Origin of the sequence: Leisingera sp. ANG1, assembly GCF_000203975.2 — a bacterium.
Lineage (GTDB): Bacteria > Pseudomonadota > Alphaproteobacteria > Rhodobacterales > Rhodobacteraceae > Leisingera.
Map to the genome: position 1 here is coordinate 633369 of NZ_AFCF02000008.1, position 23437 is coordinate 656805.

The following is a 23437-nucleotide window of genomic DNA, read 5'->3' on the forward strand; positions in this document are numbered from 1 at the left end:
GGCATCACCCGTAGACGCTGGCGGCAAGGTCGCGCAGCGCCTGCTGCACATCAGCCTCGTCGCTGAGGGGTTCGATGATGGCGGCCTCCACCGCGCGCTCCACACCCATACCTTTGGCAATCAGTGTGGCGGCGTAGATCAAGAGACGGGTGGAAACACCTTCCTCCAGGTCCATGCCGGAAAGCTTGCGGATATGGCCCGCCAGCCGCACCAGCGCGGCGGAGCGGTCCTCGTCCAGCCCGCTCTCGGAAGCGACGACCGCAGTTTCGGCGGAGGCTTCCGGGAAGTCAAAGCCGATCGACAGGAAGCGCTGCCGGGTCGAGGGCTTCAGCTTCTTCAGGATATTCTGGTAGCCAGGGTTGTAGCTGGCCACCAGCATGAAGGGCTTGGGCGCCGCCAGCTCCTCGCCGGTGCGGTCGATGACCAGGCGGCGGCGGTCGTCGGTCAGCGGGTGCAAGACCACGGCCACGTCCTTGCGGGCTTCGACCACCTCATCGAGGTAGCAGATGCCGCCCTCGCGCACCGCGCGGGTCAGCGGACCATCGACCCAGACGGTTTCCCCGCCCTTCAGCAGGTAGCGCCCGATCAGGTCGGCAGCCGACAGGTCGTCATGGCAGGCAACGGTGTGGAGGGGCAGCCCGAGCCGGGCTGCCATATGTTCCACGAACCGCGTCTTGCCGCAGCCGGTGGGCCCCTTCAGAAGAAGGGGCAGACCGTTGGCTTGGGCCATCTCGAAGACGGTGCATTCATCGCCTGCGGGACGGTAGAAGGGCACGGAAGGCATGTTCATTGCGTTCATGGCTTACTCTCCCGGTACGGCCGCGGGGCCGGGTTTGATGACTTCGCGGCGGACCACCACAGTTGCATAGATGAACAGCAGCGCACCCAGGACCACCACAGCACCGGAACCGAGGCGCATCAGGTAGAACAGCCCCAGCTGGTCCTGCACGTCCATGAAGTACTCACCGACAATGCGTTGCATGTGGGTTTGGATGGTGCCGGCAAAGGTCAGCACGAAGGTCATGAAGGCCATGCCGCCGGTCATCAGCCAGAAGGAGGCCATGTTCAGCACTTGGTTATAGGGGTCGCGGTTGCGCAGTTGCGGCATCGCATAGGTGAACATCGCCAGGTTCATCGCCACATAGGCGCCGTAGAAGGCCAGGTGCCCGTGGGCGGCGGTAATCTGGGTGCCGTGGGTATAGTAGTTCACCCCGTGCAGCGTGTGCAGGAAGCCCCAGACGCCCGCGCCGAAGAAGGCAACGGTGGATGCACCCAGCGACCACAGCAGAGCCGCCTTGTTCGGGTGGTTCTTGCGGCCTTTCCAGACCATGACGAAGGCAAAGCTCATCATCGCGAAGAACGGGATCACTTCGAGAGTCGAGAAAATCGAGCCGATCCACTGCCAGTAACCGGGGGTGCCGATCCAGAAGAAGTGGTGGCCGGTGCCAAGGATACCGGAGAACAGAGCCAGCGCCACGATGACATAGAGCCATTTCTCCACCACCTCGCGGTCAACACCGGTCAGCTTCAGCATCAGGTAGCCAAGGATCGCGGCCATCACCAGTTCCCAGGTGGCTTCCACCCACAGGTGGACAACAAACCACCAGTACATCTTGTCAAGCGACAGGTTGTCCGGGTTGATGAAGGCAAAGATCCACAGGAGCGAAAGCAGCCACAGGCCCATCAGCAGGATGTTGGTGATCGCGGTCTTGCGGCCTGCCAGCACGGTCAGGGAGATATTCACGAGGAAGATCACCGCCGCAACCAGGATGCCGAACTTGACCCACAGGGGCTGTTCCAGGAACTCCCGCCCGCCGTGAATGCCTGCCAGGTAGGAGACCACCGCGCCGAGCGTGCCAACCACAAGGATGCCCAGCTGGATATAGGCCAGCTTGACCGAGAAGATTTCCCGCTCGCTTTCCTCGGGGATCAGGTAATAAGCAGCGCCGAAGAACCCCAGCAAAAGCCAGACCACCAGCGCATTGGTGTGCAGCATCCGCACGATGTTGAACGGCAGAAGCTCGCTCAGCGTGTTGGGCCAGACATAAATCCAGCCGGCCAGCAGACCGCCCAGAACCTGAATGGCGAACAGACCCATTGCCACCATGAAATAGGCATAGGCCACTTTTTGAGATTGATATTTCATTGTTTCTCTCCCCTCAGCCCGCGTCGTTCGGCGGCCAGTTCTGGGTATCGGTCTGATCCGCCCAGCGCAGGAATTCGGACAAGGCCTTGGTCTCTTCCTCGGTCAGGTCGAAGAACGGCATCTGGCGGCGGCCCTCGACTCCGGAGGGCTGCGACTTCATCCAGCCATCAAGCATTTCATAGGCGCCTTCCGGGTCGTCCAGCACGCCCCAGCGGGTCATCACATTGCCCACTTCCGGTGCGAAATAGGCACCCTCGCCGTGCAGCGTGTGGCAGTTGATGCAGGAATGGCGCTCCCACACATGCTTGCCCTGGCGCACCTCGTCGGTCAGCTCCATGCCAGCGGTGGATGTTTGGGTGATGTAGCGGTGGCTGTGCGCGGTCATGGCCACGAACACGACAACGAAGAACAAGGAGCCCCCGTAGAACACGTTCCTGGCCCGCGACTTGGTAAGTATCTCTGACATATCGCGGTCCTGAGTACAGTTGCGGATGGGTTCTGCCTAAACCCGCGCACCGCCGCGAATATTGTCGAAGCGCAAAGACCAGCCCCATTGCTGCACGCAAGATGCAGGAAAAGGAGGACACGCCATGCGCCGCCCCGATTTCGACGATCCCGACTTGCCGTTGTCAGAACTATTCCACCACTGGCCCGCCTGCGCGGGCGAGTTCATGCGCCGCCAGATGCTCTGCCCCGGCTGCCCGATCGCACCGTTCCACACGCTGATCGATGCCTGCGAGGAATACGGGCTGGAGGAGATGGCATTCAGGGAGGAGTTGCGGGGGGCCGCGTTAGTTTGAGACTAGCCGGGGCTGGATTGCAGGTCGCGAAGCATCCGCCCGCTGCTGACTGTCTTTACACCTGAGCTTGTACTTTCGGTGCCGTATGATTGGGGCAGGTTTATTGCCCGGAATGATTTGAAGCACTCATGTCTCGTCCTGCTCAGAAAGCGCCAACGGCGCATTAACTTTTTTATTCTGTTTTTACGATATGACTGGTGATCCAGAGGAGTGAGGCCCAGCAATCCTTGGAGTACAGCTAGTGTTTTTAACAAGAAAAAAGTCGAATACGACTGAGAAGGACGACACCTCTGCCATCATCGCCGGAATGGTTGACCGCACGCAGGCGACCATTCAATTCCACCCTGATGGCACGATCATCACCGCGAACCAGAACTTTCTGAGCGCATTGGGTTATGGCCTGGAGGAGATCCAGGGAAAACACCATTCCATGTTTGTCGCACCGGAACTGGTCGCATCCAATGACTACAAAACCTTCTGGTCGGATCTTGCCAGCGGCAAAGTGTTCTCGGACCAGTTTCCGCGAGTGACGAAGGCCGGTGAAACAATCTGGATCCAGGCGACATATGCCCCGGTGGAAGATGAAAACGGCAAGGTGGTGAGGGTGGTGAAAGTTGCCTCCGACATCACCGCGCGGCGCCGCGCGCTTGATGAGATCGGAGAAGGCCTTGAGGAACTCAGCGGCGGCAACCTGACCCACCGGGTCGCGGTTTCCGACCTTCCGGATGTCGGCGCCCTGGGCAAGACGTTCAATCACTCGCTTGAGCAGCTCAGCTCTTCTGTGAGGACGGTCAAGCAAGTGTCCTCCGCAGTTGGCCGCACCGCCCAGGAAATTTCGCAGTCAGCCGGCGACCTGTCCCAGCGGACTGAAAGCCAGGCCGCCACCCTGGAGGAAACGGCTGCGGCCATTGAACAGCTGTCAGCAACTGTAAAAGCTTCTGCCGAAGGCGCCCAGAAAGTGGACGGCATCGTAACAGAAGCCAAAACATCGGCAGAACGCAGCGGCGAGGTCGTGAGCAGCGCAATTGACGCGATGGCGCAGATTGAAAATTCTTCTGAACAGATCTCCAAAATCATTGGAGTGATTGACGACATCGCGTTCCAGACCAACCTTCTGGCGCTGAACGCCGGCGTTGAAGCCGCCCGGGCCGGTGAAGCCGGACGCGGGTTCGCGGTTGTTGCTTCCGAGGTCCGCGCGCTTGCCCAGCGCTCCGCGGACGCTGCCGGCGAAATCAAGCAGCTGATCGGTGAAAGCAACCGGCAGGTCGCGGCAGGCGTCGATCTTGTTGGCAAGTCCGGCGAAGAACTGCAGCAGATCATCAAGAGCGTCGCCACAATCTCAGAGCATATCCAGGATATCGCAACCGGCGCTTCCGAGCAGTCGACGGCACTGATTGAGATCAATCAGGGGGTTGCGCAGCTCGATCAGGTCACCCAGCAAAACGCGGCGATGGTCGAACAGACCTCAGCGGCGAGTCAGATGCTGACCAATGACGCCTGCCATCTCACCCAGGAGGTGTCCAAGTTCAAAGATGGCAGCGAGGGACCGGAACCGGCAGCAACGGCCCGCAAATCCGCACCGCCAGCTTCCTTCACGGACACACGGCCTGGACAGGAAGATCTGCCGATGGCCCAGGGTTGGGATAACTTCTGACCTCATCATTCGCTGCCACGGCGGAAGATACTACCCCTGCGCCCCGCTCAGGAGCACCAGCCTGTGCGGGGCCGTGACCACGATATGCTTGCGGGTGGAGTGCACAATGCCCTCCTTCTCCCAGGCCGACAGCAGACGGCTCACCGTGTGCAGCGTGGTGCCGGTCATCTCGGAGATATTGCGGCGGGTCACCGGGAAGGCGATCTCGATCCCTTCCTCCACCTTGCGGCCCGACTGGTTCACCATTCGCAACAGCGCCGCCGCCACCCGCTGCTCCACAGCTTGCGTCGCCAGTTCGGTTATCCGCGTCTGCATCTCCCCAAGCCGCTGGCCCAAGGTGCTGTAGCTCTCAGTAGCAAAACCTTGATACTTGGCGGTGAATTCCGCCCACAGCCGCACCGGCCAGGACAGCGCCAGCGATTCCGAGGCCGCCACCGCGGTCGCCGGATAAGTGTCGCGGTTCAACGCCGGCGCAATGCCGAACAGCTGGCCGGGCGAAATATGCAGCGCGATGATCTGCTCGCCGCCTTCGGTGGTCTTCACCACCCGGATGTAGCCATCCAGAAGCAGGTGAAACCTCTCGGCGTCATGGCCCTCATGAAAGATCTCCGCCCCCTCATCATACCGCTTGGGCAGCGCCTGATCGAGGATTTCGCGGATCTGGCTGCGCTCCAGGAGGCTGAAGGGCGGCAGCCCGGAGAGAAGGCTTTCGTCGAGCTTGGACAAGAATGCACCGCAAGTTTGCTGAAGGACAAAGAGGTCACTCCGCCGTTATCGCATAGTGGCAGCAGAGGAAACAACCGTGCGGGAAAAAACGGGAAACCGGATTTGCGGGAGCCTCCCTCCCCCTGCCTGCCGGAGCTGATCCACGGGGTTCGGCGAAAGATTGCGTCCCTTGCGCTGAACCGGCGGGCGGCACCTGACCAGTGCCGCCCGCCTGTCTTTGACCGGACGAAAGGAGGCCGTCATGGCTGCGCGAACCAACTATACCGGACCTGTTCTCTTTTCCTTCGGATTCCGGCCATTCTTTCTGGGGGCCTGCGTTTTTGCCGTGCTGGCGATCCCCGCCTGGCTGCTGATCTGGCGCGGCGATCTGGAATACAGCGGCGCGATGCTGCCAACAGACTGGCACATTCACGAGATGATCTTCGGGTACGGCGCCGCGGTTGTGGCGGGTTTCCTGTTTACCGCAGTGCCGAACTGGACCGGGCGGATGCCTGCGCGCGGGCTGCCCCTGGCACTGCTGTCCGGCCTTTGGCTGCTGGGCAGGCTGGCGGCTGCGGGCTGGCTGGGGCTGCCCGCGCTGGGGGTGATGGCTGTGGACTGCGCCTTCCTGGCCGCGGTGATTGCCATGATCGCACGCGAGATCATTGCCGGTGAAAACTGGCGCAATCTCAAGGTGCTGGTGCCGGTCACCCTGCTCGGCATTGCCAACGCCTGCTTCCACATAGAGGCGATGACTGAAGGCGCCGCGGATCTGTCCCGCCGTCTGGGCATCGCGGTTCTGATTTTCCTGATCATGCTGATCGGCGGGAGGATCATTCCCAGCTTTACCCGCAATTGGCTGGCCAAGCGCGGGGCTGGCAAAATGCCTGTGCCATTCGGCAGGTTCGACGCGGTGACGCTGGTCTTCGGCGCGGCCGCGCTGCTGGCCTGGACGGCAGCGCCCTGGGCTGCCGCCACCGGCGTCTTGCTACTGGCCGCGGGCCTGCTGCACACGGTACGGCTGGCGCGCTGGCGCAGCCTGGCCACCCTGCCGGATCCGCTTTTACTGATGCTGCACTTGGCCTATGCGATGGTGCCTGCCGGGCTGATTGCAGCAGGCGGCGTGCCCTTCGGCCTGATGGAGCCTCCTGCCGCGGTACATGTCCTGGGTATCGGTGCAATTGGCGGCATGACACTGGCGGTGATGATGCGCGCCACCATGGGCCACAGCGGCCGCCCGCTGGAGGCAGGCCCTGCGCTGACCCTTGCCTTCATGCTGCTGCTGGGCGCCGTTGCCGCACGTGTTGCAGGCGGCACGAGCCTGGTTGCAGGTCTGGACGGTATCACCGTCTCGGCTGGCCTGTGGACCGCAGGGTTCGCGCTAATGGTGTTGAAGGCCGGCCCCTGGTTGGTCACCCGGCGGATCGGCCCCAAGAAGGTCTCCGGGAAACCCGCCCAGCCACCTGCACAGCAGGCAGCAGCAGGACAGGCATAGCTCACCATATTTTAACGGCCTTCTCAGATGATGCCATTCCGGTTAACTAGGTTATGGAACGCGAAGAGGAGGTCCTGAATGCGGTGGAAAGCTGCTGCCGCTGCCGTAGTGCCGCTGCTGTTTTGGACTGTCCAGAGCCTGGCTGAAACGGCCGGGCTCGATGCGTTCCGGCGGCCGGCAACCGTTCCGTTTCCAGCCGAAGCCCCTTACAACCGCGAGATCGCAACACTCGGCAAGATGCTGTTCTTTGATCCGCGCCTCTCCGGCGGGCAGAACATCAGCTGCTCCAGCTGCCACAACCCGTCTTTCGGCTGGGAAGTCCCGGTCTCCAAGGCGATGGGCGCGGCCGGCACTCCGATCCGCCGCCACGCACCGACGATCCTGAATGCCGCATGGATCACGCCGCTCTTCTGGGACGGGCGCGTAACAAGCCTGGAAGAACAGGCTGCCGGGCCGATCACCGCACCGGATGAAATGAACGCCACCTTCGAGGAAATTACCAAACGTCTGTCGGCAGTGGATGACTACAGAATCTGGTTCGGCCGGCTGTTTCCCAGCCGCGGCATCCGCAAGGACACCGTGCTGACCGCGCTGGCCACCTATCAGCGGACCATAGTCAGCGGTGTCGCCGACTTTGACCGCTGGGTGGAGGGAGATGAAACGGCGGTTTCCGATGCCGCCAAACGGGGTTTTGCGCTGTTTACCGGTAAGGCAAACTGCATTTCGTGTCATACAGGCTGGATGTTCACTGACAACCAGCTGCATGATGTCGGGCTGCAATCCGGCGATCTTGGCGGTGGCGGCTTGGTGCCGCCCAATCCGGACCAGAACTTCCGCTTCAAGACCCCGGGCCTGCGCAATATCGTGCTGCGGGCGCCCTACATGCACGACGGATCGCTGGCATCGCTGGAGGAGGTGATCCGCCACTATGCCTCCGGCGGAGCAGCCGCGGCGGACCGGTCTCCGGATATTGATACCTTCACTCTCACTGCTGACGACACAGCCGATCTCATTGCTTTCCTCGAAACGCTGACGGACACAGAGACCAATGTGCCGACTCCAATCCTGCCGGCCAACTGATGCGTGCGGCTGAGGGACACCACGCATGAACATCAAACGGTCCATAGTCCTTCCGGTTCTGGTCATCGCGGTGGCCGCGCTGTTCGCCGCGCTGCTGGTTGGCGGCATGGCAATCTATGCCTCAGCCCGCAAAGACGCCGTTCTGGAGACCTCGCTGGAGGCAACCCGGCGTGCCAGCAGCGTCAGCGCCGGCATCACCACCGCAGAAGAATATGCCATGGACGTTCTGGCGATGACACGGCTGATCCCGCAGGAGGAGGTGGCCCGGCAGTTCCAGGCCTATCTAAAATCAATAAACGGGGATCTGGCGGCCCTTCTGGCCCTGCCGCTGCCGGAGTCATTGCGCGCAGAGGTCAAGGCGCTGGACACCGCCTTTGCGGATTGGTGCGTGAAGGCAGTTATCCTTCTTGGCATCAGATCAGAACGGGACATCCCAACCCTTAGCGCACTGACCATGAGCAGCGAGGCCGTTACTGCCCAGGCCGCGACTGTCACCGCGCAGGCCGCCGGTCATGCGGAACGTGCTGTTGCCGCGGCAAACGGGGCGCTCACCCGGATTCTAGTGCTGGGATTGACCGGAACCACCCTCCTGATGGCCGCAGCCCTGATGTTTGCCATGCGCAAGGCGCGCGGCTTTTCCGCGGCAATGCAGCTTGCCGCCCAGAAATTGCGGCGGCTCGCCACCCGGGAACAGCCCGCGGCGCCGGAAAGCGACAATGAGATTGCCGCGGTGTTCAGGGCACTCGACACCTTGGAAACCAGCTTGGAGGAAAAGAAGCGGATTGCCGACCGGCTGCTGCAGGAAAAAGCCCGTGCAGAAGCCGCGACGGAGACCAAGTCTCGTTTCCTCGCCACCATGAGCCATGAAATTCGCACCCCCATCAACGGCGTGCTTGGGATGGCCGAGGTTCTAAGTGAAACCAGCCTGACGCCAGAGCAGCAATCCTGCACAAGCACTATCCTGGCCTCCTCCGAGGCATTGCTGCGCATCGTCAACGACATCCTCGACTTTTCCAAGCTGGAAGCTGGCAAGACGCAGATGCTGGAGCAGCCCTTCAACCTGCGCGACGTGATCTATGATGTTGCTGCACTGATGTCCCCCAGCGCTACGGCCAAGGGGGTGGAAATCTGCATCGACATTCCGGAAGGCACCCCGGCGGTCTTTTCGGGTGACAGCGGCCGTGTGCGGCAGATCCTGATGAACCTGGTCGGCAATGCCGTAAAGTTCACGCTTGAGGGCCACATCAGCATCACCCTCAACTACGACGCCAGCCACAAAATTCCGCTGTGCATTGATGTGCGCGACACCGGCGTTGGCATCCCCGAAGACAGCATTGGGCAGATATTCCACGCATTCGAGCAAGTCGAGAGCACCACAGCCCGGCGGTTCGAAGGCACCGGCCTGGGACTGGCGATCTCGTCGCGGCTGGCCCAAGCAATGGGCGGCAGGATTGATGTGGTTTCGGTGTCCGGTGAAGGCTCCTGTTTCACCGTCTGCCTGACGCTGCCTGTGGCGGCCCCAATCCCGCACCCTTCACGCCCGCTTGCAGGCAAGAATGTGGCGGTCATTGCCGATCTGGCATTCTCCCGCGAGGTGCGCCTGCGCCAGTTGGAATACTGGGGAGCCGCGGCGAGTGCTCCGACCGGGCTCCCGGAACTGATGGCACAGCTGCAAACCCCGGCCGCTAGCGCCCCCCTGCCCGACCTCGTGCTGGTGGAAAACAGCCTGCCGCTGGCGCAGGCCAGGTCCCTGTGCCAGGATCTGCATGCGCTGCCTGGCTGCCGGGAGCTGCCCCTTGTCTACTGTACTGGCGGCCAGCTGCTTGCCGACTACCAGGCACTGCAAAGCTGCAAGACCGTGCATATTCTGATGAAGCCCGCTCGCGGCAGGCTTCTTCTCCGGACACTGCAGAAGGCGCTGAACACAGGGCCAGTTCAGGCCGCCGCCACCCGCCAGACAGGGTCCGGGCACTCAGCTGGCCAGTTCAGCGGCCTCCGGGTCCTGGCGGCAGAGGACAACCGCACCAACCAGTTGGTGCTGAAGAAGATGCTTGCCCCGACCGGCATTCAGCTTACCATTTGCAGTAACGGTCAAGAGGCCGTTGATACCTATGCCGCTCAGAACTTCGACCTGGTGCTGATGGACATGTCGATGCCGGTCATGGACGGGCTGGAGGCAACCCGGCGCCTGCGGGACTGGGAGCGGGAAAACGGGCGCAGCCCTTGCCCGATTGTGGCGCTTACCGCCAATGTCCTGAGCACCGATGAAGCCGCCTGCCGCGCGGCCGGAATGGTTGGGTTCCTGTCCAAGCCCGTGCGCAAGAAGGAACTGCTGGACCAGATTGCCAAATGGACGCAAAAACCGGCCGAAGAACAGCCAGAAACCCAGGCCAAACAGGCCTGAATCCGGCGCGGCACGCACAACTCAACTGATTATCAGGCTGTTATTTAAGCCAAAAAAAATACATCACGAAAACTCACAATCAGTCACAAAAATATGATAAACTGAAAGGTGATCCTGTGCTCCAGCAGTGTTTTTTCGCTTGGAGCCGGCAGGTGATAAGCCGCCGCTGCGCGCTGGGGAGTGTGCATGGCGCGGCGGCGTTTCTAGTGAAAGTAACGAGTGATTGGGGGATCACATGTCCAATTTGAAGATTGGGGCCGCGCGCCCCGCCGATGGCACTTCCGCAAATCCTGACCATCCTGACTGGGGCGCCACGAACACGGCGCTGATGCATATGGCACCCAGCGGCCTGGGACCAAACGGCGAGATGGCCGGTGAAGACCGGCCCAACCCGCGCGAAGTTTCGAACATTCTGTCACAGCAGCACGGCACCACGCACACTGCCGGCGGCGCCTCTGATTTCCTGTGGATCTGGGGCCAGTTCCTGGACCACGACCTGTCACTCTCCGGTGCGGAAAGCGAGATCACCGCACATATTGAAGTACCGGCAGGCGATCCGTTTTTTGACCCGTTCGGCACCGGCCAGGCCATCATTCCCTTTACCCGGGTCGAGCACCATCACGACGGCTATCACAACGAGATCACCGCCTATATCGACGCCTCGATGATCTATGGATCGACCGTAGAGATGGTCAGCGCAATGCGCGATGCCGGCGGCAAACTGAAAATGACCAAGGATGATCTTCTGCACCGTGACGGCGACGGCTTTTTAACCGGCGATGTCCGTGCGGCCGAAAATGTCGCCTTGACATCGATGCACACCCTGTTCACGCGCGAGCATAACAGGCTGGTCGACGAACTGGCAGCAAAAGACCCGATGCTGTCGGATGATGACCTTTTCGAAGCCGCCCGCGCCCGGGTGGAGGCTCTGGTGCAATCCATCACCTTCAAGGAATTCCTGCCCATTCTGATCGGCAAGGATGCCTTCGACGACTACCAAGGTTATGACAAGGACGTGAACCCGGGGATTGCGATCGAGTTTTCTACCGCTGTTTACCGTTTGGGGCACACTCTGCTGTCCTCCAATCTGCAGCGGGTCACCGAGAGCGGCAAAGAGCTGGATCCGCTGGCTCTGCGCGATGCGTTTTTCCAGCCGCATCTGGTCAGCCAGAAAAACATGATCGAAAACGTGCTGCGCGGCGCGGCCACTCAAACCTCGGAGGCCATCGACACCAAGGTGGTTGAGGACGTGCGTTCCTTCCTGTTCGGGCCGCCGGGCGCCGGCGGTCTTGACCTGGCAGCTCTGAACATCCAGCGTGGCCGCGACATGGGTGTCGCCAGCTACAACGACCTGCGCGAGGCCCTGGGCCTGTCGCGGGCCGAAAAATTCTCTGACATCACCTCAGACACAACGCTGGCAGCAAAGCTCAAGGAGGCCTATGGCGATACCGACCTGCTGGACGCCTGGATTGGCGGCCTGGCCGAAGATCCCCACGGTAAGGGCCTGTTGGGTGAAACCTTCACAATTGTGATGATTGATCAATTCACCCGGTTGCGTGACGGCGATCCTTACTGGAGCGAAGGGCGCGATGGCATTCCAAAGCGTGAGCTCGCAGATCTCTGGGACACCAGCCTATCGGACGTCATCGTGCGCAACACTGATGTCCAACTGCTGCAAAAGGACGTTTTTGCCGCGATGGAGCGCATCATCGGCACCAAGGGCGATGACGACCTGTTCGGCACCAGCGGGCGCGACTTCATGCACGGTCGCATCGGCTCAGATTTCCTGAAGGGGCGCGCCGGAGATGATGACCTGCAAGGCGGCGGCGGCAACGACACGCTGATCGGCAACAAGGGCGACGACTGCCTGGATGGCGGCGGCGGCCTGGACCTGCTTCTGGGCGGCTCTGGTGACGATTTCATCTTTGGCGGCTCCCATAAGGATACGCTCAGTGGCGGCAGCGGCAATGACGAGCTTGAAGGCGGCAACGGCCACGATCTTCTGCGCGGCAACAAGGGGAATGACACCCTGGACGGCGGCCGCCACAATGACGTGCTGGTTGGCGGTGAGGGCGATGACCTGCTCACGGGCGGCACCGGTGCCGACGTATTCCTGTTCAAGACATCCCACACCGGTGAGGACACCATCACGGACTTCGAACTTGGCAAGGACTTCATCAAAGCTGAAGGCCCGACACGCAATGCGCTGCAGATCACGGACCTGGGAGACGATCTTGAGGTTTCCGATGGCGGCAACTGGTCTGTGGTCCTGGAGGGCATCAGCCTGCAAGACTGGCAGAACTCCGGCTTCAGCCTGTTCTGAGCCTGTAGGACAGATAATCCCCAATGGGCGAGCGGCCGGTTCAGGCCCCTCGCCTTATCAGGCACATGATGACGCCAATCGGAAACTTCCCGGCCGGCGCTCCGGCCGGATGTCGTAACTCCCCAAAACGCTGACGCAATCGAAAGACAGCACGGAACCCCACCACGCCTAACATTCCCGACCAAACTGCCGCGTGGACATTGATCCCTACCCGGCGGCAAGCAGCTTCGGGGAGGAGGCGACGCCATGAAAGACAAGACAACCACGACCGAACAGGCAATGGCGCTGATCCGCGACGGCGACGTCGTGACAACCACCGGCTTTGTGCAAAGCTGCATACCGGAAATGCTGCACGCGGCGCTGGAAAAGCGCTTCCTGGCCGAAGGCGCCCCCCGCGACCTCACCCTGATCATGTGCGCGGGCGCCGGCGACAGCAAGGGGCTGGGCACCGGGCGGCTGCATCACGACGGCCTCTTGCGGCGGGTGATTGCCGGCAACTTCGGCCGCATGCCCAAGGTTGCCCAGGCCGCCCAGGAGAACAAGATCTGCGGCTACAACTTGCCTCAGGGGGTGATCTCGCAGCTCTACCGCGCCTGCGCCGCCGGCCAGCCCGGCCTGTTCTCCAAGGTCGGCCTGCATACCTATGTCGACCCGCGCCACGGCGGCGGCAAGGTCAACAAAGTGACCGAGGAGGACATCGTCCGCTACCACGAAGTCGATGGCGAGGAATGGCTGTTCTACAAGGCCACCAAGATCGACGTCGCCTTCATTCGCGGCACCAGCGCCGACCGCTCCGGCAACATCAGCATGGAGCGCGAGGCGCTGACGCTGGACTGCCTGGCCCAGGCGATGGCCGCCCACAACAACGGCGGCATCGTCATCGCCCAGGTGGAACGCATCGTCGAGGACGGCTCGATCAAGCCCAAGGATGTGAAGATCCCCGGCCTGCTGGTGGACTGCGTCTGCGTCGCCGACGACCCGGACATGCACCGGATGAATTACGGCGTGCAGCATAATCCCGCGCTTTCCGGCGAAATCCGGGTCCCGGTGGAAGGCATCGCCAAGATGCCGCTGGATCAACGCAAGATCATCGCCCGCCGCGCCGCGTTTGAGCTGCCGCCCAACGGTGCGGTGAACCTTGGCGTCGGGGCGCCCGATGGTGTGGCCGCCGTGGCAAACGAGGAAAAAGCCACCCCCTACATCACCCTCACCACCGAGGCCGGCGCCGTCGGCGGGGTGCTGGCAGGCGGCTCCAGCTTCGGCTCTTCTGCCAATGCCGACGCCATCATCGATCAGAACCAGATGTTTGATTTCTACGACGGCGGCGGGCTTGACCTCACCTGCCTCGGCATGGCCGAATGCGACGCCGAGGGCAGCGTCAACGCCTCCCGCTTCGGCGGCCGTCTGAACGGCTGCGGTGGCTTCATCAACATCTCCCAGAATTCCCGCGCCGTGGTCTTTGCCGGCACCTTCACCGCCGGCGGGCTGAAGGTTGCGGTGGAAAACGGCGAACTGCGCATTGTGCAGGAAGGCCGCAACAAGAAATTCGTGCGCCTGATCGAGCAGATCACCTTCTCGGGCCCTTATGCCTCCAAGCGATCGCAGCCGGTGCTCTACGTGACCGAGCGCTGCGTGCTGCAGCTGACCCCCAAGGGGCTGGAACTGATTGAGATTGCCCCCGGCATCGACTTGCAGCGCGACATTCTGGATCAGATGGAGTTCAAGCCGATCATTGAAAACGTCGCCCTGATGGATGCCCGCATCTTCCGGGACGAGCCGATGGGTCTGATGAACGACCTGTTGAACTTCAACCTTTCAGAACGGGTCACCTATGACGCCGCCCGCCACACCATGTTCCTCAACCTCGAAGGCTGGAGCGTCCGCAAGAAACAGGACGTCGAGGATCTGGACCGCGTTCTGCAGGATGCCTTTGCCAAAAGCGGCCGCGATGTCAGCATGGTGATGAACCAGAACGGCTTCCGCATCGCCGAAGATCTGCAGGACGACTACGCAAACTCTGTTGGTCAGACTCTGGAGGCGTATTCGTCTTCGATCGCCCACTACACCACCAGCGCCTTCATGCGCCTGAAGATGCAGGGTGAGCTCGCCAGCCGCGGCGTGCAGCCGCATATCTTCGAAAGCGGCGAGGAAGCGCATCAGGCGATCTGGGGCTCCTGACAGCGGCACCGTCAGGGCCGCCCCCGCAGCGGGCCGACCCTTGCTCCCCACCGCAGCTTCGCGCCTTTTCCGCCGTCATCCGCGGCCTCCGCAACGTCGCATTTCCGGGCCGCCCGCCCCCCGAAACCGCCTCCCGGATGATCGACCATCGCATTGAATCAACACTGTTTTTCAACATCTTTCAGCACCCGGCCCGGTACCTCAGCGCGGACAACGGGGCGATTTCCGGAGCCGCCGAAAGAAGATCTGCATTTTTTTTCAAAAACCCTCTTGCACCCCCCCGAAACAAACTTTAGACAGCGCCTCACCGATGGGGTGTAGCCAAGTGGTAAGGCAGCGGTTTTTGGTACCGTGTACCGTAGGTTCGAATCCTACCACCCCAGCCATCGGCCTCCTGACATAGCGAAACAAGGTAAAAATCGGCTTCAAAGAGCTGGTTCTTGCTCTGCACAGGCTTCAGATGCCAGCTTGGCGGCTGAGCCAGGCGGTGAAACTGCGGGCCTCCGGGCGGAGCACGCCTTTGCGGGTTGCAATGTGATAGCCTAAGTTTTCGCCTTCGGTGAACAGGGCCAGCAGGCGGCCGGTCTGCAGGTCCTCGGCGACAAATGCCTGCACGCTGACCGCAACCCCCTGCCCCGCACGGACCGCCTGCATCAGCAGGTTACCGGGCAGCCGGGTTCGAGGGCCGCGCAGACTGTCCTTGACGCCCCGCGATTCCAGCCAGCGCGAAGCCTCCGTCGTGCCCAGCTCCTCCAGCCAGGGCAGATCCAGCAAGTCCTCCGGTGCCGCCACCCGGCGCCCGCGCAGCAGGCTGTCCGCCGCGATCACAACCATTGGCGACTGGAGCAGCATCCGGGCCTCCAGCCCTGGCCACGCTCCACCGCCATAACGGATCGCAATGTCGATACCGCCGGGCTTCAGCTCGACGATCTCGCCTCTCGGGTCGAGCACCAGATCGATCTCGGGATGCGCCGCCTGAAAATCCGCCAGCCGCGGCATCAGCCAATGGGCCGCAAACATCGGCGTGCAGGTGACATGCAGCGGCCGGGCGGCGCCGGCGGCAGAGATATCCAGCACCGCCGCTTCGATCGCGCCGAACCCCAGTTGCAGCGCCCGCGCCAGATGCTCGCCGTCAGCGGTCAGCGCCAGCGCCCGGCCGCTGCGGTCCAAGAGCGCTGCGCCCAGATGCGCCTCCAGCGCCCGCAGCTGCTGGCTGATGGCAGCGTGACTCACATTCAGTGCAGCGCCCGCCTGCACCACATTTCCGGTCTCGGCAAAGGCAGCAAAGGCTCTGAGCGCCGCAAGCGGCGGCATGTGCATCCAATCCATATGTAACTGCACCTTACATAGCGACATTCTTCTTAACTCGCAGGAATCGCCTGTTCAGGCAAGAGTCAGGACCACACGCCAGAACAGGAGGCCGTGACATGCTGAATGATATCTATGCCCGCTCGATGATGACCGCCGCCCGCCAGGACTGTGTGCGGCTGCGCGATCTGCCGCCGGCAAAACCGCTGCCGCGCGCCTATCAGGCCCCGCCGCGCGCACCGGGGCTGCTGGCCAGGCTCGCTGCCTGGCTGCGCGGCCGACCGATGCAGGTCCGCTGCGTCAACCCGCAGAAGATTTGAGACGAAAAAAGCGCCGGTTTTCCAGGAAACGCGCGAACAGATCGGAAAACCGGCGCATGGCCCGTTTGGCCTGCACGTCGGCCTCGCGGGATTTCTTGCTGCCCAGGAGGGGTACTAGCCAAGCAGCAATCTCTTTCATCTGCGGTTTTACCCCGATTGCGGCATCTGCAGTTTGATGCGGATCAAACTGGCGCAAATAATTTGCCCGGCTGCGCCAAAAAACTTACCCTTGTTTCATGGACACGTCACAGCGCGAACAGACGGCGGCCGGTGCCCGCGCACCGCTGTCAGCGGATGAAGTCGGTGCGCTGGCGCATCTTTACCGCGGCGAGATTTACCGCAGCACGGTCTGGCGCACCCGGCTCGACACCACCACCAACTGGTCGGTGGTGACGCTGGGCGTGGCGCTGTCGATCTCCTATTCCTCGCCGGAGGCCTCGCCGCTGCCGCTGATCCTGGTGGGCGTGCTGATCATCTTCTTCCTGATGCTGGAGGCCCGCCGCTACCGCTATTTCAACGTGTTCCGCGCCCGTGCCCGCTGGCTGGAGACGCATTTCTACACCCCGATGCTGATCGAGGGCGACCTGCATCTGGAGGAGCACTGGCAGGACGTTCTGGCCGCTGATTATTTGCGGCCCGAGTACCATGTCGGCGTGATGACTGCGATCGGGCGGCGGATCCGGCGCAACTATTTCTGGATCCTGCTGATCCAGTCACTGGCCTATGCGGGCAAGCTGGCGGTGCACCCCACCGGTGTGACCTCCTGGCAGCAGGCCTTGGACCGTGCCGACATCGGCCCCTTCCCGGGGGAGATGGTGCTGGCCACAGGCGTCTTCTACGTTGTGCTCTGGGGCGGCATCGCCTGGTGGAGCGCCCGCTCAGACGCCGCCCGCGCCAGCAAACGCAGATCAATGACCTCGATGGGCTGAGGCCGCTCAGACGGGCCACAGCCACCAGACATAGGCACCATATCCTGCCAGCAGCACCGCCCCCTCGCGCCGGGACACTTGCAGGCCAGTCCAGGCCAAGGCCAGAAACGCCACTGTAACGCCCAGCATGACCACGTTGCCGAAACCGGCAATCCGCTCCGGCACCTCTGACGGGGCGATCAATGCAGTGGCGCCGCCGATGCCCATCAGGTTGTAAATGTTGGAACCGATGATGTTGCCGAATGCCATCTCTCCCTGCCGCCGCAGCGCGGCTGCAACCGAGGTCGCAAATTCCGGTGCCGAGGTGCCTACCGCCACAATCGTCAGGCCGATCACCGTTTCGGACACCTGCATCATCCGCGCCAGCTGCACCGCCCCGTCGACCAGCAGCCCGCCGCCGCCGAGCACCAGCACCAGCCCGCCCAGCGTCGTGGCAAGCGGGCGCCACAGCGGCAGTCTGGCCGTGTGTGCAGGTGAAACTGCCGGATCCACCCCCTCCAGCGCGGCGGCCTTGTCAAACAATGCTCCGTGCTCTGCAGCAGGTGCTGTCCGTTCCTGCCGGATGGCGAACCAGACATAGACCGCCAGTGCCAGCACAAAGGCCAGTCCGGCAGTCCGCGTCACCGGAACCGTTGCGGCAAGCGCAGCAAAGATCACCGTAGCCGCCAGCATGACACCGCCATCGCGCCGCAGCGCCGCCGACTGCACCGCTATCGGTGCGATCAGCGCCGACACGCCGGCAATCAGCAGTATATTGGCAATGTTGGAACCGGTGATATTGCCATAGGCGATCCCCGGCGCCCCGGCCAGCGCTGCCCGGACCGAGGTCACCAGTTCCGGCGCAGAGGTGCCAAAGCCCACCAGGGTCAGGCCAATCACCAGCGGCGACACCCTGAACCGCTCCGCCACGCGCACGGCGCCGCGCACCAGAAACTCGCCGCCAAGGATCAGCAGCAACATCCCGCCCAGAAGCGGCAGCCAGACTTCAAACACGAGAAACGTCTCCAAGGTCGGCCATGTCATGTCCAAGGCCGCACAGCCTGCACCGCTCACCTGCCGGTCCGGCGATGCCTGCGCCGGGCGCTTTCAGTGGGTGCCTGCGCAGAAAATGATATCGCACCCCATCCGGTTTCAAGGGGCTTGCAATAAATCCGCTTTCCCCGGCTCCCAGATCAGGATCCGCTCATCCTGCACCGCCGGCGCAACGAAAAAGGGCCGCCCTCGGGGGCAGCCCTTTCTGCTTTCCCGCCAATCCGGGCCTGGCTTATTCGCCACCGCCCAGCTGGTGGACATAGGCCGACACCGCGCGGATCTGCGCCTCTGTCAGGCGGGTATTCCAGGCCGGCATCACGCCATAGCGCGAGTTGCTGACAGTCTCGGTCAGCGTGCCGTAGTCGCCGCCATAGAGCCAGATCGCATCCGCCAGGTTCGGCGCGCCCTGCGCGCGGTCGCCGGTGCCGTCTTCCATGTGGCAGGAGGCACAGTTGTCGGCAAAGACAACCGAACCGGCTTCGACCTTGGACGCATCCTGAGGCTCGCCCGACAGCGACATCACATAGTTGACCACCTGAGAGATCTCTTCCTTCTCAAGCAGCTCGTCGCGGCCGAATGCAGGCATCTCGGAATAGCGCGCTTCGTCGCTGTCCTCGTTGCGGATGCCGTGGGTGATGGTGGCGTGAATATCCTCCACCGAGCCGCCCCAGAGCCAGTCGTCGTCCAACAGGTTCGGATAGCCCTTGGCGCCAGCCGCACCAGAACCGTGACACTGGGCGCACCAGGTCTTGAACACGGCAGAACCCGCGGATACCGCATAGGGACCCAGTTCCGCATCTTCCGCGATGGCGGTCAGCTCAGCCGCCTCCAGCTTGGCATTGACCGGCGCGTTGGCTTCTTCCACCGCAGTGATCTCCGCCGCGACATCGGCCCGGGTCGACCAGCCAAGCACCCCCGCGGTGGCGCCGTTGATCAGCGGCCAGGCCGGATAGGCGACGGTGTACAGAACGCCCCAGATGATGGTGGCATAGAAGGTCCACAGCCACCAGCGCGGCATCGGGTTGTCGAATTCCTCGATCCCGTCCCACTCATGGCCGGTGGTGTTCGGATCGCCTTCGAATTTCTGCGATTTCTTGCTCATGCCCTCGCCTCCTTAGTCGCGGCGGGTTGGTCCTGGCTGGGCGCAGGTGCGTCGTCATGCCGGAACGGAATGTTTGCGGTGTCCTTGTAGGCCTTGGTGCTGCCCGGGCGGAACGCCCAGACAATCACACCAATGAAAAAGGTGAACAGGAACAGCAGCATCCAGCTGTCGGCGAACTGCCTGAGGAGTGTGTAGAGTTCCATACCATCCTCCCTCAGCGGCTCGCGTCCGGGGTGAAGGTCGAGAAGTCGACCAGCGTGCCCAGCATCTGCAGATAAGCGATCAGCGCATCGGCCTCGGAGATCCCCGGCTTGCCATCAAAGTTACGCACATTGATGTCCTCGCCATAACGCTCCAGCAGCCCGTCATAGTCGCTGTCCGGGTCGGCCTGGGCGCGGAAGTCAGCCTGCGCAGCCTCGATCATCTCGTCGCTGTAGGGCGTGCCCAAGAGCGCGTTGGTGGCCATGATGTCGCCGATGTATTTGCCGTCGATCTTCTTCTCTTCGAGGAAGCCGTACTTCGGCATCACCGATTCCGGCACCACCGACTGCGGGTCGCGCAGGTGGTCTGCGTGCCACTCATCCGAGTAGCGGCCGCCGACGCGGGCCAGATCCGGCCCGGTCCGCTTGGAACCCCACTGGAACGGACGGTCGTACATCGACTCCGCTGCCAGCGAGTAGTGGCCGTAACGCTCGACCTCGTCGCGCATCGGACGGATCATCTGGCTGTGGCAGACATAGCAGCCTTCCCGGATGTAGACCTCGCGGCCCGCCATCTCGAGCGGGGTGTAGGGACGCATGCCCTCCACCTTCTCGATGGTGTTTTCCAGGTAGAACAGCGGTGCGATCTGCACCAGGCCGCCGATGGTCACGACCAGGAAGCTGAAGATCAGCAGCAGGGTCGCGTTGGTCTCGAGGATCTTATGTTTGTCGAGAATAGACATAGCTTCCTGGCTCCTTATTCAGCCGGGACCTGGACCGTCAGGCTGGCCTCTTTGGCCGGCGCCTTACGGACCGTCATCCACAGGTTGTAGCACATGATGATGGAACCCGCGAGGAACATCACCCCGCCCAAGCCCCGCACCACATACATCGGGAACTTCGCTGCCACGGTGTCGGCAAAGGAGTTCACCAGGAAGCCGTTGGCGTCCACTTCACGCCACATCAGGCCTTCCATGATACCGGTCACCCACATCGATGCGGCATAGAGAATGATGCCCATGGTGGCGAGCCAGAAGTGCCAGGAGACCAGGCGCAGGCTGTACAGGCTCTCGCGCTTCCACAGCGCCGGCACCAGATAGTAGAGCGCGCCGAAGGTGATCATGCCGTTCCAGCCCAGCGCGCCGGAATGCACGTGGCCAATGGTCCAGTCGGTGTAGTGCGACAGCGAGTTCACCGCGCGGATCGACATCATCGGCCCCTCAAAGGTGGACATGCCGTAGAAGCCCAGCGAGATCACCATCATCCGGATCACCGGGTCGGTGCGCAGCTTGTCCCAAGCGCCCGACAGGGTCATCAGGCCGTTGATCATGCCGCCCCAGGAGGGCATCCACAGGATCACCGACATCACCATGCCCAGGGTCGAGGCCCAATCCGGCAGCGCGGTGTAGTGCAGGTGGTGCGGACCGGCCCAGATATAGAGGAAGATCAGCGCCCAGAAGTGGATGATCGACAGCTTGTAGGAGAACACCGGACGCTCGGCCTGTTTCGGGATGAAGTAATACATCATGCCCAGGAAGCCCGCGGTCAGGAAGAAGCCCACAGCGTTGTGGCCGTACCACCACTGGATCATAGCATCCTGCACGCCCGGCCACACGATGACCGACTTGGAGCCCCAGATCGAAACCGGGATGGTCATGTTGTTGATCAGGTGCAGCATCGCCACGGTGACGATGAAGGACAGGTAGAACCAGTTCGCCACATAGATATGCGGCTCCTTGCGCTTGATGATGGTGCCCAGGAACACTGCCAGATAGGCCACCCAGACGATGGTCAGCCACAGGTCGACGTACCATTCGGGCTCGGCGTATTCCTTAGATTGGGTGCCGCCCAGCAGATAGCCGGTCGCCGCCAGCACGATGAACAGCTGGTAGCCCCAGAACACGAACCAGGCCAGGTTGCCGCCCCAAAGGCGCGCCGCGGAGGTCCGCTGCACCACATAAAAGGAGGTCGCAATCAGCGCGTTGCCGCCAAAGGCAAAGATCACCGCAGAGGTGTGCAGCGGGCGCAGGCGGCCAAAGTTGGCCAGGCCCTCGGCCCATTCGAAGTTCAGCGCCGGAAACGCCAGCTGAAACGCGATGAAGGTCCCCGCCAGGAACCCGACCACACCCCAGAAGGCGGTTGCAATCGTGCCAGCGCGGATCACGCTGTCGAAATACTCATTTTCCAGACCGGCGGGTGCCATTTTCGGCTCGTCGGTTCTGCGCAAAGTGTAGAGAAACAGGCCGCCAGCCACGATCATCACGATGATCGCGTGCACCTGGTAAGCCAGATCCCGCGCGTAATTGGTGCCGATCATCGCAAACAGCGTGACCAAACCAAGCGCTATCAGCTTGATATAATTAGACATCTTGCGTCCCTTTGCCATGCCCCCGCGATTCTTGCGAAACCGGAGACGTTATTAGACCGCGCCCTTCATGCAAAACGCGCCTTTCTGCCGCCTTGATCTGCATCAAGACATTTCCGGGCAACATGTGACACTTCTTCCCGAGCAGTGAAACTCCACGCACCAGCACCCGTCAGGATTGCGGTGCACTTTCCGCCGAGAGGTGTCAATGTCCTACAAGTCCTTACTTACCGTTCTGACAGCTGCGGACACCGCAGCGGCGCCTTTGGCGCAAATTGCGGCCCTGGCTGAGGAATTCGGCGCCCATGCCGATGCGCTCTGCCTCGGAGTGGACCGCACCCAGACAGGATACTACTATGCCGGCGCCAATGCGATGGTGCTGCAGGAAACCCTGGCCCGAGCGCAGGAAGAGGCCGAAGAGGTTCAGGCCCGGGCCGATGCGATCCTGCAGCAGGCGGGCGTGGCCTACGGCACCGACAGCGGCGTTGCCCAAATCGCAGACATCGGCCGCCATGTGGCGCGCCAGGCACGGTTCTCCGACCTGGTGGTGCTGGGCCAGCCCTATGGATCCGGCAAACGTGCCGAGGCAGAACCGATCGTCGAAGCCGCCCTGTTCGAGGGCCGCGCGCCGGTGCTGGTGGTGCCGGACAAGGGCGCGCCGCTGAAGCAGCCCAAGACTGTACTGGTCGCGTGGAACGAAAGCATCGAGGCAATGACCTCGATCCGCCGTGCGATGCCGTTCCTGCAGGGCGCGGAACTGGTCCGCATCGCGGTGATCGACCCGCCGCAGCATGGCCCCGAACGCTCCGATCCCGGCGGCATGCTGGCGCAGATGCTGGCCCGCCACGGGGTCAATTGCGAGATCGACGTGCTCAGCAAGACGCTGACCCGGGTGTCGGACGTGCTGAACCGCCACGCCGCCGACACCGCCGCCGACTTGATCGTGATGGGCGCCTATGGCCACTCCCGCTTCCGCGAGGCGATCCTGGGCGGCGCCACCCGCAACATGCTGGAGCAGGCCGCGGTACCGGTGCTGATGGCGCACTAGGGCCAGCCAGGTTACACAACAGAAAGGCGCTCCGCAGGGCGCCTTTTTTGTTTCCGCGGCTGGACCTAGCTTGCCTTGCGTATCAGGCCGATCAGGAACAGCAGGATCACCGCGCCGATGGTGGCGTGGATCAGCGACCAGAAAAAGCCGCCGCCCGCGGCAAACCCCAGCGCCGGAAAGATGGTGCCGGCCAGGAAGGCACCGACCACGCCGACAATGATATTGCCAAGGATGCCAAAGCCGCGCCCCTGCATGATCTTGCCCGACAGCCAGCCCGCCAGCGCCCCGATGATCAGCATCCCGATCAGACTTCCAAACTGCATTGCCGCCTCCATGTGTTGTTACCGC

The 23437-nt window shown here is 62.4% G+C and carries 22 protein-coding genes and 1 tRNA gene; 11 read left to right on the plus strand and 12 right to left on the minus strand.

What is annotated here, in order from left to right; all coding sequences use genetic code 11:
• Positions 1-4: 4 nt before the first annotated feature.
• The 3 genes from GC1_RS15620 to GC1_RS15630 are packed head-to-tail and all read right to left on the minus strand — an operon-like array spanning position 5 to position 2612.
• Positions 5-799, minus strand: a complete 795-nt coding sequence (locus GC1_RS15620; protein WP_019298188.1) for a CbbQ/NirQ/NorQ/GpvN family protein — start codon at positions 797-799, stop codon at positions 5-7.
• 3 nt (positions 800-802) lie between these two features.
• Positions 803-2146: a cbb3-type cytochrome c oxidase subunit I gene (locus tag GC1_RS15625; protein ID WP_019298189.1), complete on the minus strand. Its 1344-nt coding sequence runs from the start codon at positions 2144-2146 to the stop codon at positions 803-805.
• Between the two features lie 13 nt (positions 2147-2159).
• A complete protein-coding gene (locus GC1_RS15630) occupies positions 2160-2612 on the minus strand; it encodes a c-type cytochrome (RefSeq protein WP_019298190.1) in 453 nt (150 codons plus the stop codon).
• 124 nt (positions 2613-2736) lie between these two features.
• On the opposite strand from GC1_RS15630, the gene GC1_RS15635 reads away from it, so the two are divergent.
• Together GC1_RS15635 and GC1_RS15640 are read left to right on the plus strand one after the other, a co-directional pair.
• The gene (locus GC1_RS15635; RefSeq protein WP_019298191.1) at positions 2737-2946 is read left to right on the plus strand and encodes a hypothetical protein; all 210 of its coding nucleotides are present in this window, start codon (positions 2737-2739) and stop codon (positions 2944-2946) included.
• Between the two features lie 241 nt (positions 2947-3187).
• Positions 3188-4600, plus strand: coding sequence for a methyl-accepting chemotaxis protein (locus GC1_RS15640; RefSeq protein WP_036762663.1), 1413 nt, complete (start codon positions 3188-3190; stop codon positions 4598-4600).
• A 30-nt stretch (positions 4601-4630) separates the two neighbouring features.
• Here GC1_RS15640 and GC1_RS15645 read toward each other — a convergent pair whose 3' ends face one another.
• Positions 4631-5326 carry a Crp/Fnr family transcriptional regulator gene (locus tag GC1_RS15645; protein ID WP_019298193.1) on the minus strand — a complete coding sequence of 232 codons (696 nt, stop codon included), beginning with the start codon at positions 5324-5326 and terminating at the stop codon, positions 4631-4633.
• Positions 5327-5567: 241 nt separating this feature from the next.
• Here GC1_RS15645 and GC1_RS15650 point away from each other — a divergent pair, with 241 nt between their 5' ends.
• From GC1_RS15650 to GC1_RS15675, 6 genes are all read left to right on the plus strand, one after another.
• Complete coding sequence (locus GC1_RS15650) at positions 5568-6800, plus strand: NnrS family protein (RefSeq protein WP_019298194.1); 1233 nt, start codon at positions 5568-5570, stop codon at positions 6798-6800.
• Positions 6801-6878: 78 nt separating this feature from the next.
• Positions 6879-7880 (plus strand): cytochrome-c peroxidase, encoded by a 1002-nt coding sequence (locus GC1_RS15655; protein WP_019298195.1) that lies wholly within the window; start codon positions 6879-6881, stop codon positions 7878-7880.
• A 25-nt stretch (positions 7881-7905) separates the two neighbouring features.
• Complete coding sequence (locus GC1_RS15660; RefSeq protein ID WP_019298196.1) at positions 7906-10284, plus strand: ATP-binding protein; 2379 nt, start codon at positions 7906-7908, stop codon at positions 10282-10284.
• 235 nt (positions 10285-10519) lie between these two features.
• On the plus strand, positions 10520-12607 hold the full coding sequence (locus GC1_RS15665; protein ID WP_019298197.1) for a peroxidase family protein: 2088 nt from the start codon (positions 10520-10522) through the stop codon (positions 12605-12607).
• 246 nt (positions 12608-12853) lie between these two features.
• Positions 12854-14785 carry an acyl CoA:acetate/3-ketoacid CoA transferase gene (locus GC1_RS15670; RefSeq protein ID WP_019298198.1) on the plus strand — a complete coding sequence of 644 codons (1932 nt, stop codon included), beginning with the start codon at positions 12854-12856 and terminating at the stop codon, positions 14783-14785.
• 311 nt (positions 14786-15096) lie between these two features.
• Positions 15097-15171: transfer RNA gene (locus GC1_RS15675), tRNA-Gln, on the plus strand.
• A 70-nt stretch (positions 15172-15241) separates the two neighbouring features.
• On the opposite strand, the gene GC1_RS15680 is transcribed toward GC1_RS15675, so the two are convergent.
• Positions 15242-16114 (minus strand): LysR family transcriptional regulator, encoded by an 873-nt coding sequence (locus GC1_RS15680; RefSeq protein ID WP_019298199.1) that lies wholly within the window; start codon positions 16112-16114, stop codon positions 15242-15244.
• A 98-nt stretch (positions 16115-16212) separates the two neighbouring features.
• Between GC1_RS15680 and GC1_RS15685 the strand changes: the two genes are divergently transcribed.
• Positions 16213-16413 carry a hypothetical protein gene (locus tag GC1_RS15685; RefSeq protein WP_019298200.1) on the plus strand — a complete coding sequence of 67 codons (201 nt, stop codon included), beginning with the start codon at positions 16213-16215 and terminating at the stop codon, positions 16411-16413.
• On the opposite strand, the gene GC1_RS15690 is transcribed toward GC1_RS15685, so the two are convergent.
• Entirely contained in the window at positions 16394-16609 is a 216-nt protein-coding gene (locus tag GC1_RS15690) for a hypothetical protein (RefSeq protein ID WP_019298201.1), read from the minus strand. The genes GC1_RS15685 and GC1_RS15690 overlap by 20 nt on opposite strands.
• Positions 16610-16649: 40 nt before the next feature.
• On the opposite strand from GC1_RS15690, the gene GC1_RS15695 reads away from it, so the two are divergent.
• A complete protein-coding gene (locus tag GC1_RS15695; protein WP_019298202.1) occupies positions 16650-17342 on the plus strand; it encodes a DUF2270 domain-containing protein in 693 nt (230 codons plus the stop codon).
• Between the two features lie 6 nt (positions 17343-17348).
• On the opposite strand, the gene GC1_RS15700 is transcribed toward GC1_RS15695, so the two are convergent.
• From GC1_RS15700 to ccoN, 5 genes are all read right to left on the minus strand, one after another.
• Entirely contained in the window at positions 17349-18335 is a 987-nt protein-coding gene (locus GC1_RS15700; RefSeq protein ID WP_019298203.1) for a calcium/sodium antiporter, read from the minus strand.
• Between the two features lie 271 nt (positions 18336-18606).
• Positions 18607-19476: a cytochrome-c oxidase, cbb3-type subunit III gene (gene ccoP / locus GC1_RS15705; RefSeq protein WP_019298204.1), complete on the minus strand. Its 870-nt coding sequence runs from the start codon at positions 19474-19476 to the stop codon at positions 18607-18609.
• The gene (locus GC1_RS15710; RefSeq protein WP_019298205.1) at positions 19473-19679 is read right to left on the minus strand and encodes a CcoQ/FixQ family Cbb3-type cytochrome c oxidase assembly chaperone; all 207 of its coding nucleotides are present in this window, start codon (positions 19677-19679) and stop codon (positions 19473-19475) included. The genes ccoP and GC1_RS15710 overlap by 4 nt, the downstream gene beginning before the upstream one ends.
• A gap of 11 nt (positions 19680-19690) precedes the next feature.
• Entirely contained in the window at positions 19691-20419 is a 729-nt protein-coding gene (gene ccoO / locus GC1_RS15715) for a cytochrome-c oxidase, cbb3-type subunit II (RefSeq protein WP_019298206.1), read from the minus strand.
• 14 nt (positions 20420-20433) lie between these two features.
• Complete coding sequence (gene ccoN / locus GC1_RS15720) at positions 20434-22044, minus strand: cytochrome-c oxidase, cbb3-type subunit I (protein WP_029205030.1); 1611 nt, start codon at positions 22042-22044, stop codon at positions 20434-20436.
• Between the two features lie 205 nt (positions 22045-22249).
• On the opposite strand from ccoN, the gene GC1_RS15725 reads away from it, so the two are divergent.
• A complete protein-coding gene (locus tag GC1_RS15725; protein WP_019298208.1) occupies positions 22250-23089 on the plus strand; it encodes a universal stress protein in 840 nt (279 codons plus the stop codon).
• A gap of 65 nt (positions 23090-23154) precedes the next feature.
• Here GC1_RS15725 and GC1_RS15730 read toward each other — a convergent pair whose 3' ends face one another.
• Positions 23155-23412 (minus strand): GlsB/YeaQ/YmgE family stress response membrane protein, encoded by a 258-nt coding sequence (locus GC1_RS15730; protein WP_029205031.1) that lies wholly within the window; start codon positions 23410-23412, stop codon positions 23155-23157.
• Positions 23413-23437 lie beyond the last annotated feature (25 nt).

Excerpts from the sequence above, each read along its gene's own strand:
- GC1_RS15730 (WP_029205031.1), bottom strand. The coding sequence starts at position 23,412 with ATGCAGTTTGGAAGTCTGATCGGGATGCTGATCATCGGGGCGCTGGCG.
- GC1_RS15680 (WP_019298199.1), bottom strand. The coding sequence starts at position 16,114 with ATGGATTGGATGCACATGCCGCCGCTTGCGGCGCTCAGAGCCTTTGCT.
- GC1_RS15725 (WP_019298208.1), top strand. The coding sequence starts at position 22,250 with ATGTCCTACAAGTCCTTACTTACCGTTCTGACAGCTGCGGACACCGCA.
- GC1_RS15695 (WP_019298202.1), top strand. The coding sequence starts at position 16,650 with ATGGACACGTCACAGCGCGAACAGACGGCGGCCGGTGCCCGCGCACCG.
- GC1_RS15655 (WP_019298195.1), top strand. The coding sequence starts at position 6,879 with ATGCGGTGGAAAGCTGCTGCCGCTGCCGTAGTGCCGCTGCTGTTTTGG.
- GC1_RS15660 (WP_019298196.1), top strand. The coding sequence starts at position 7,906 with ATGAACATCAAACGGTCCATAGTCCTTCCGGTTCTGGTCATCGCGGTG.
- GC1_RS15670 (WP_019298198.1), top strand. The coding sequence starts at position 12,854 with ATGAAAGACAAGACAACCACGACCGAACAGGCAATGGCGCTGATCCGC.
- GC1_RS15620 (WP_019298188.1), bottom strand. The coding sequence starts at position 799 with ATGAACGCAATGAACATGCCTTCCGTGCCCTTCTACCGTCCCGCAGGC.
- GC1_RS15685 (WP_019298200.1), top strand. The coding sequence starts at position 16,213 with ATGCTGAATGATATCTATGCCCGCTCGATGATGACCGCCGCCCGCCAG.
- GC1_RS15650 (WP_019298194.1), top strand. The coding sequence starts at position 5,568 with ATGGCTGCGCGAACCAACTATACCGGACCTGTTCTCTTTTCCTTCGGA.
- GC1_RS15630 (WP_019298190.1), bottom strand. The coding sequence starts at position 2,612 with ATGTCAGAGATACTTACCAAGTCGCGGGCCAGGAACGTGTTCTACGGG.
- GC1_RS15710 (WP_019298205.1), bottom strand. The coding sequence starts at position 19,679 with ATGGAACTCTACACACTCCTCAGGCAGTTCGCCGACAGCTGGATGCTG.
- GC1_RS15625 (WP_019298189.1), bottom strand. The coding sequence starts at position 2,146 with ATGAAATATCAATCTCAAAAAGTGGCCTATGCCTATTTCATGGTGGCA.
- GC1_RS15665 (WP_019298197.1), top strand. The coding sequence starts at position 10,520 with ATGTCCAATTTGAAGATTGGGGCCGCGCGCCCCGCCGATGGCACTTCC.
- GC1_RS15635 (WP_019298191.1), top strand. The coding sequence starts at position 2,737 with ATGCGCCGCCCCGATTTCGACGATCCCGACTTGCCGTTGTCAGAACTA.
- ccoP (WP_019298204.1), bottom strand. The coding sequence starts at position 19,476 with ATGAGCAAGAAATCGCAGAAATTCGAAGGCGATCCGAACACCACCGGC.
- ccoN (WP_029205030.1), bottom strand. The coding sequence starts at position 22,044 with ATGTCTAATTATATCAAGCTGATAGCGCTTGGTTTGGTCACGCTGTTT.
- ccoO (WP_019298206.1), bottom strand. The coding sequence starts at position 20,419 with ATGTCTATTCTCGACAAACATAAGATCCTCGAGACCAACGCGACCCTG.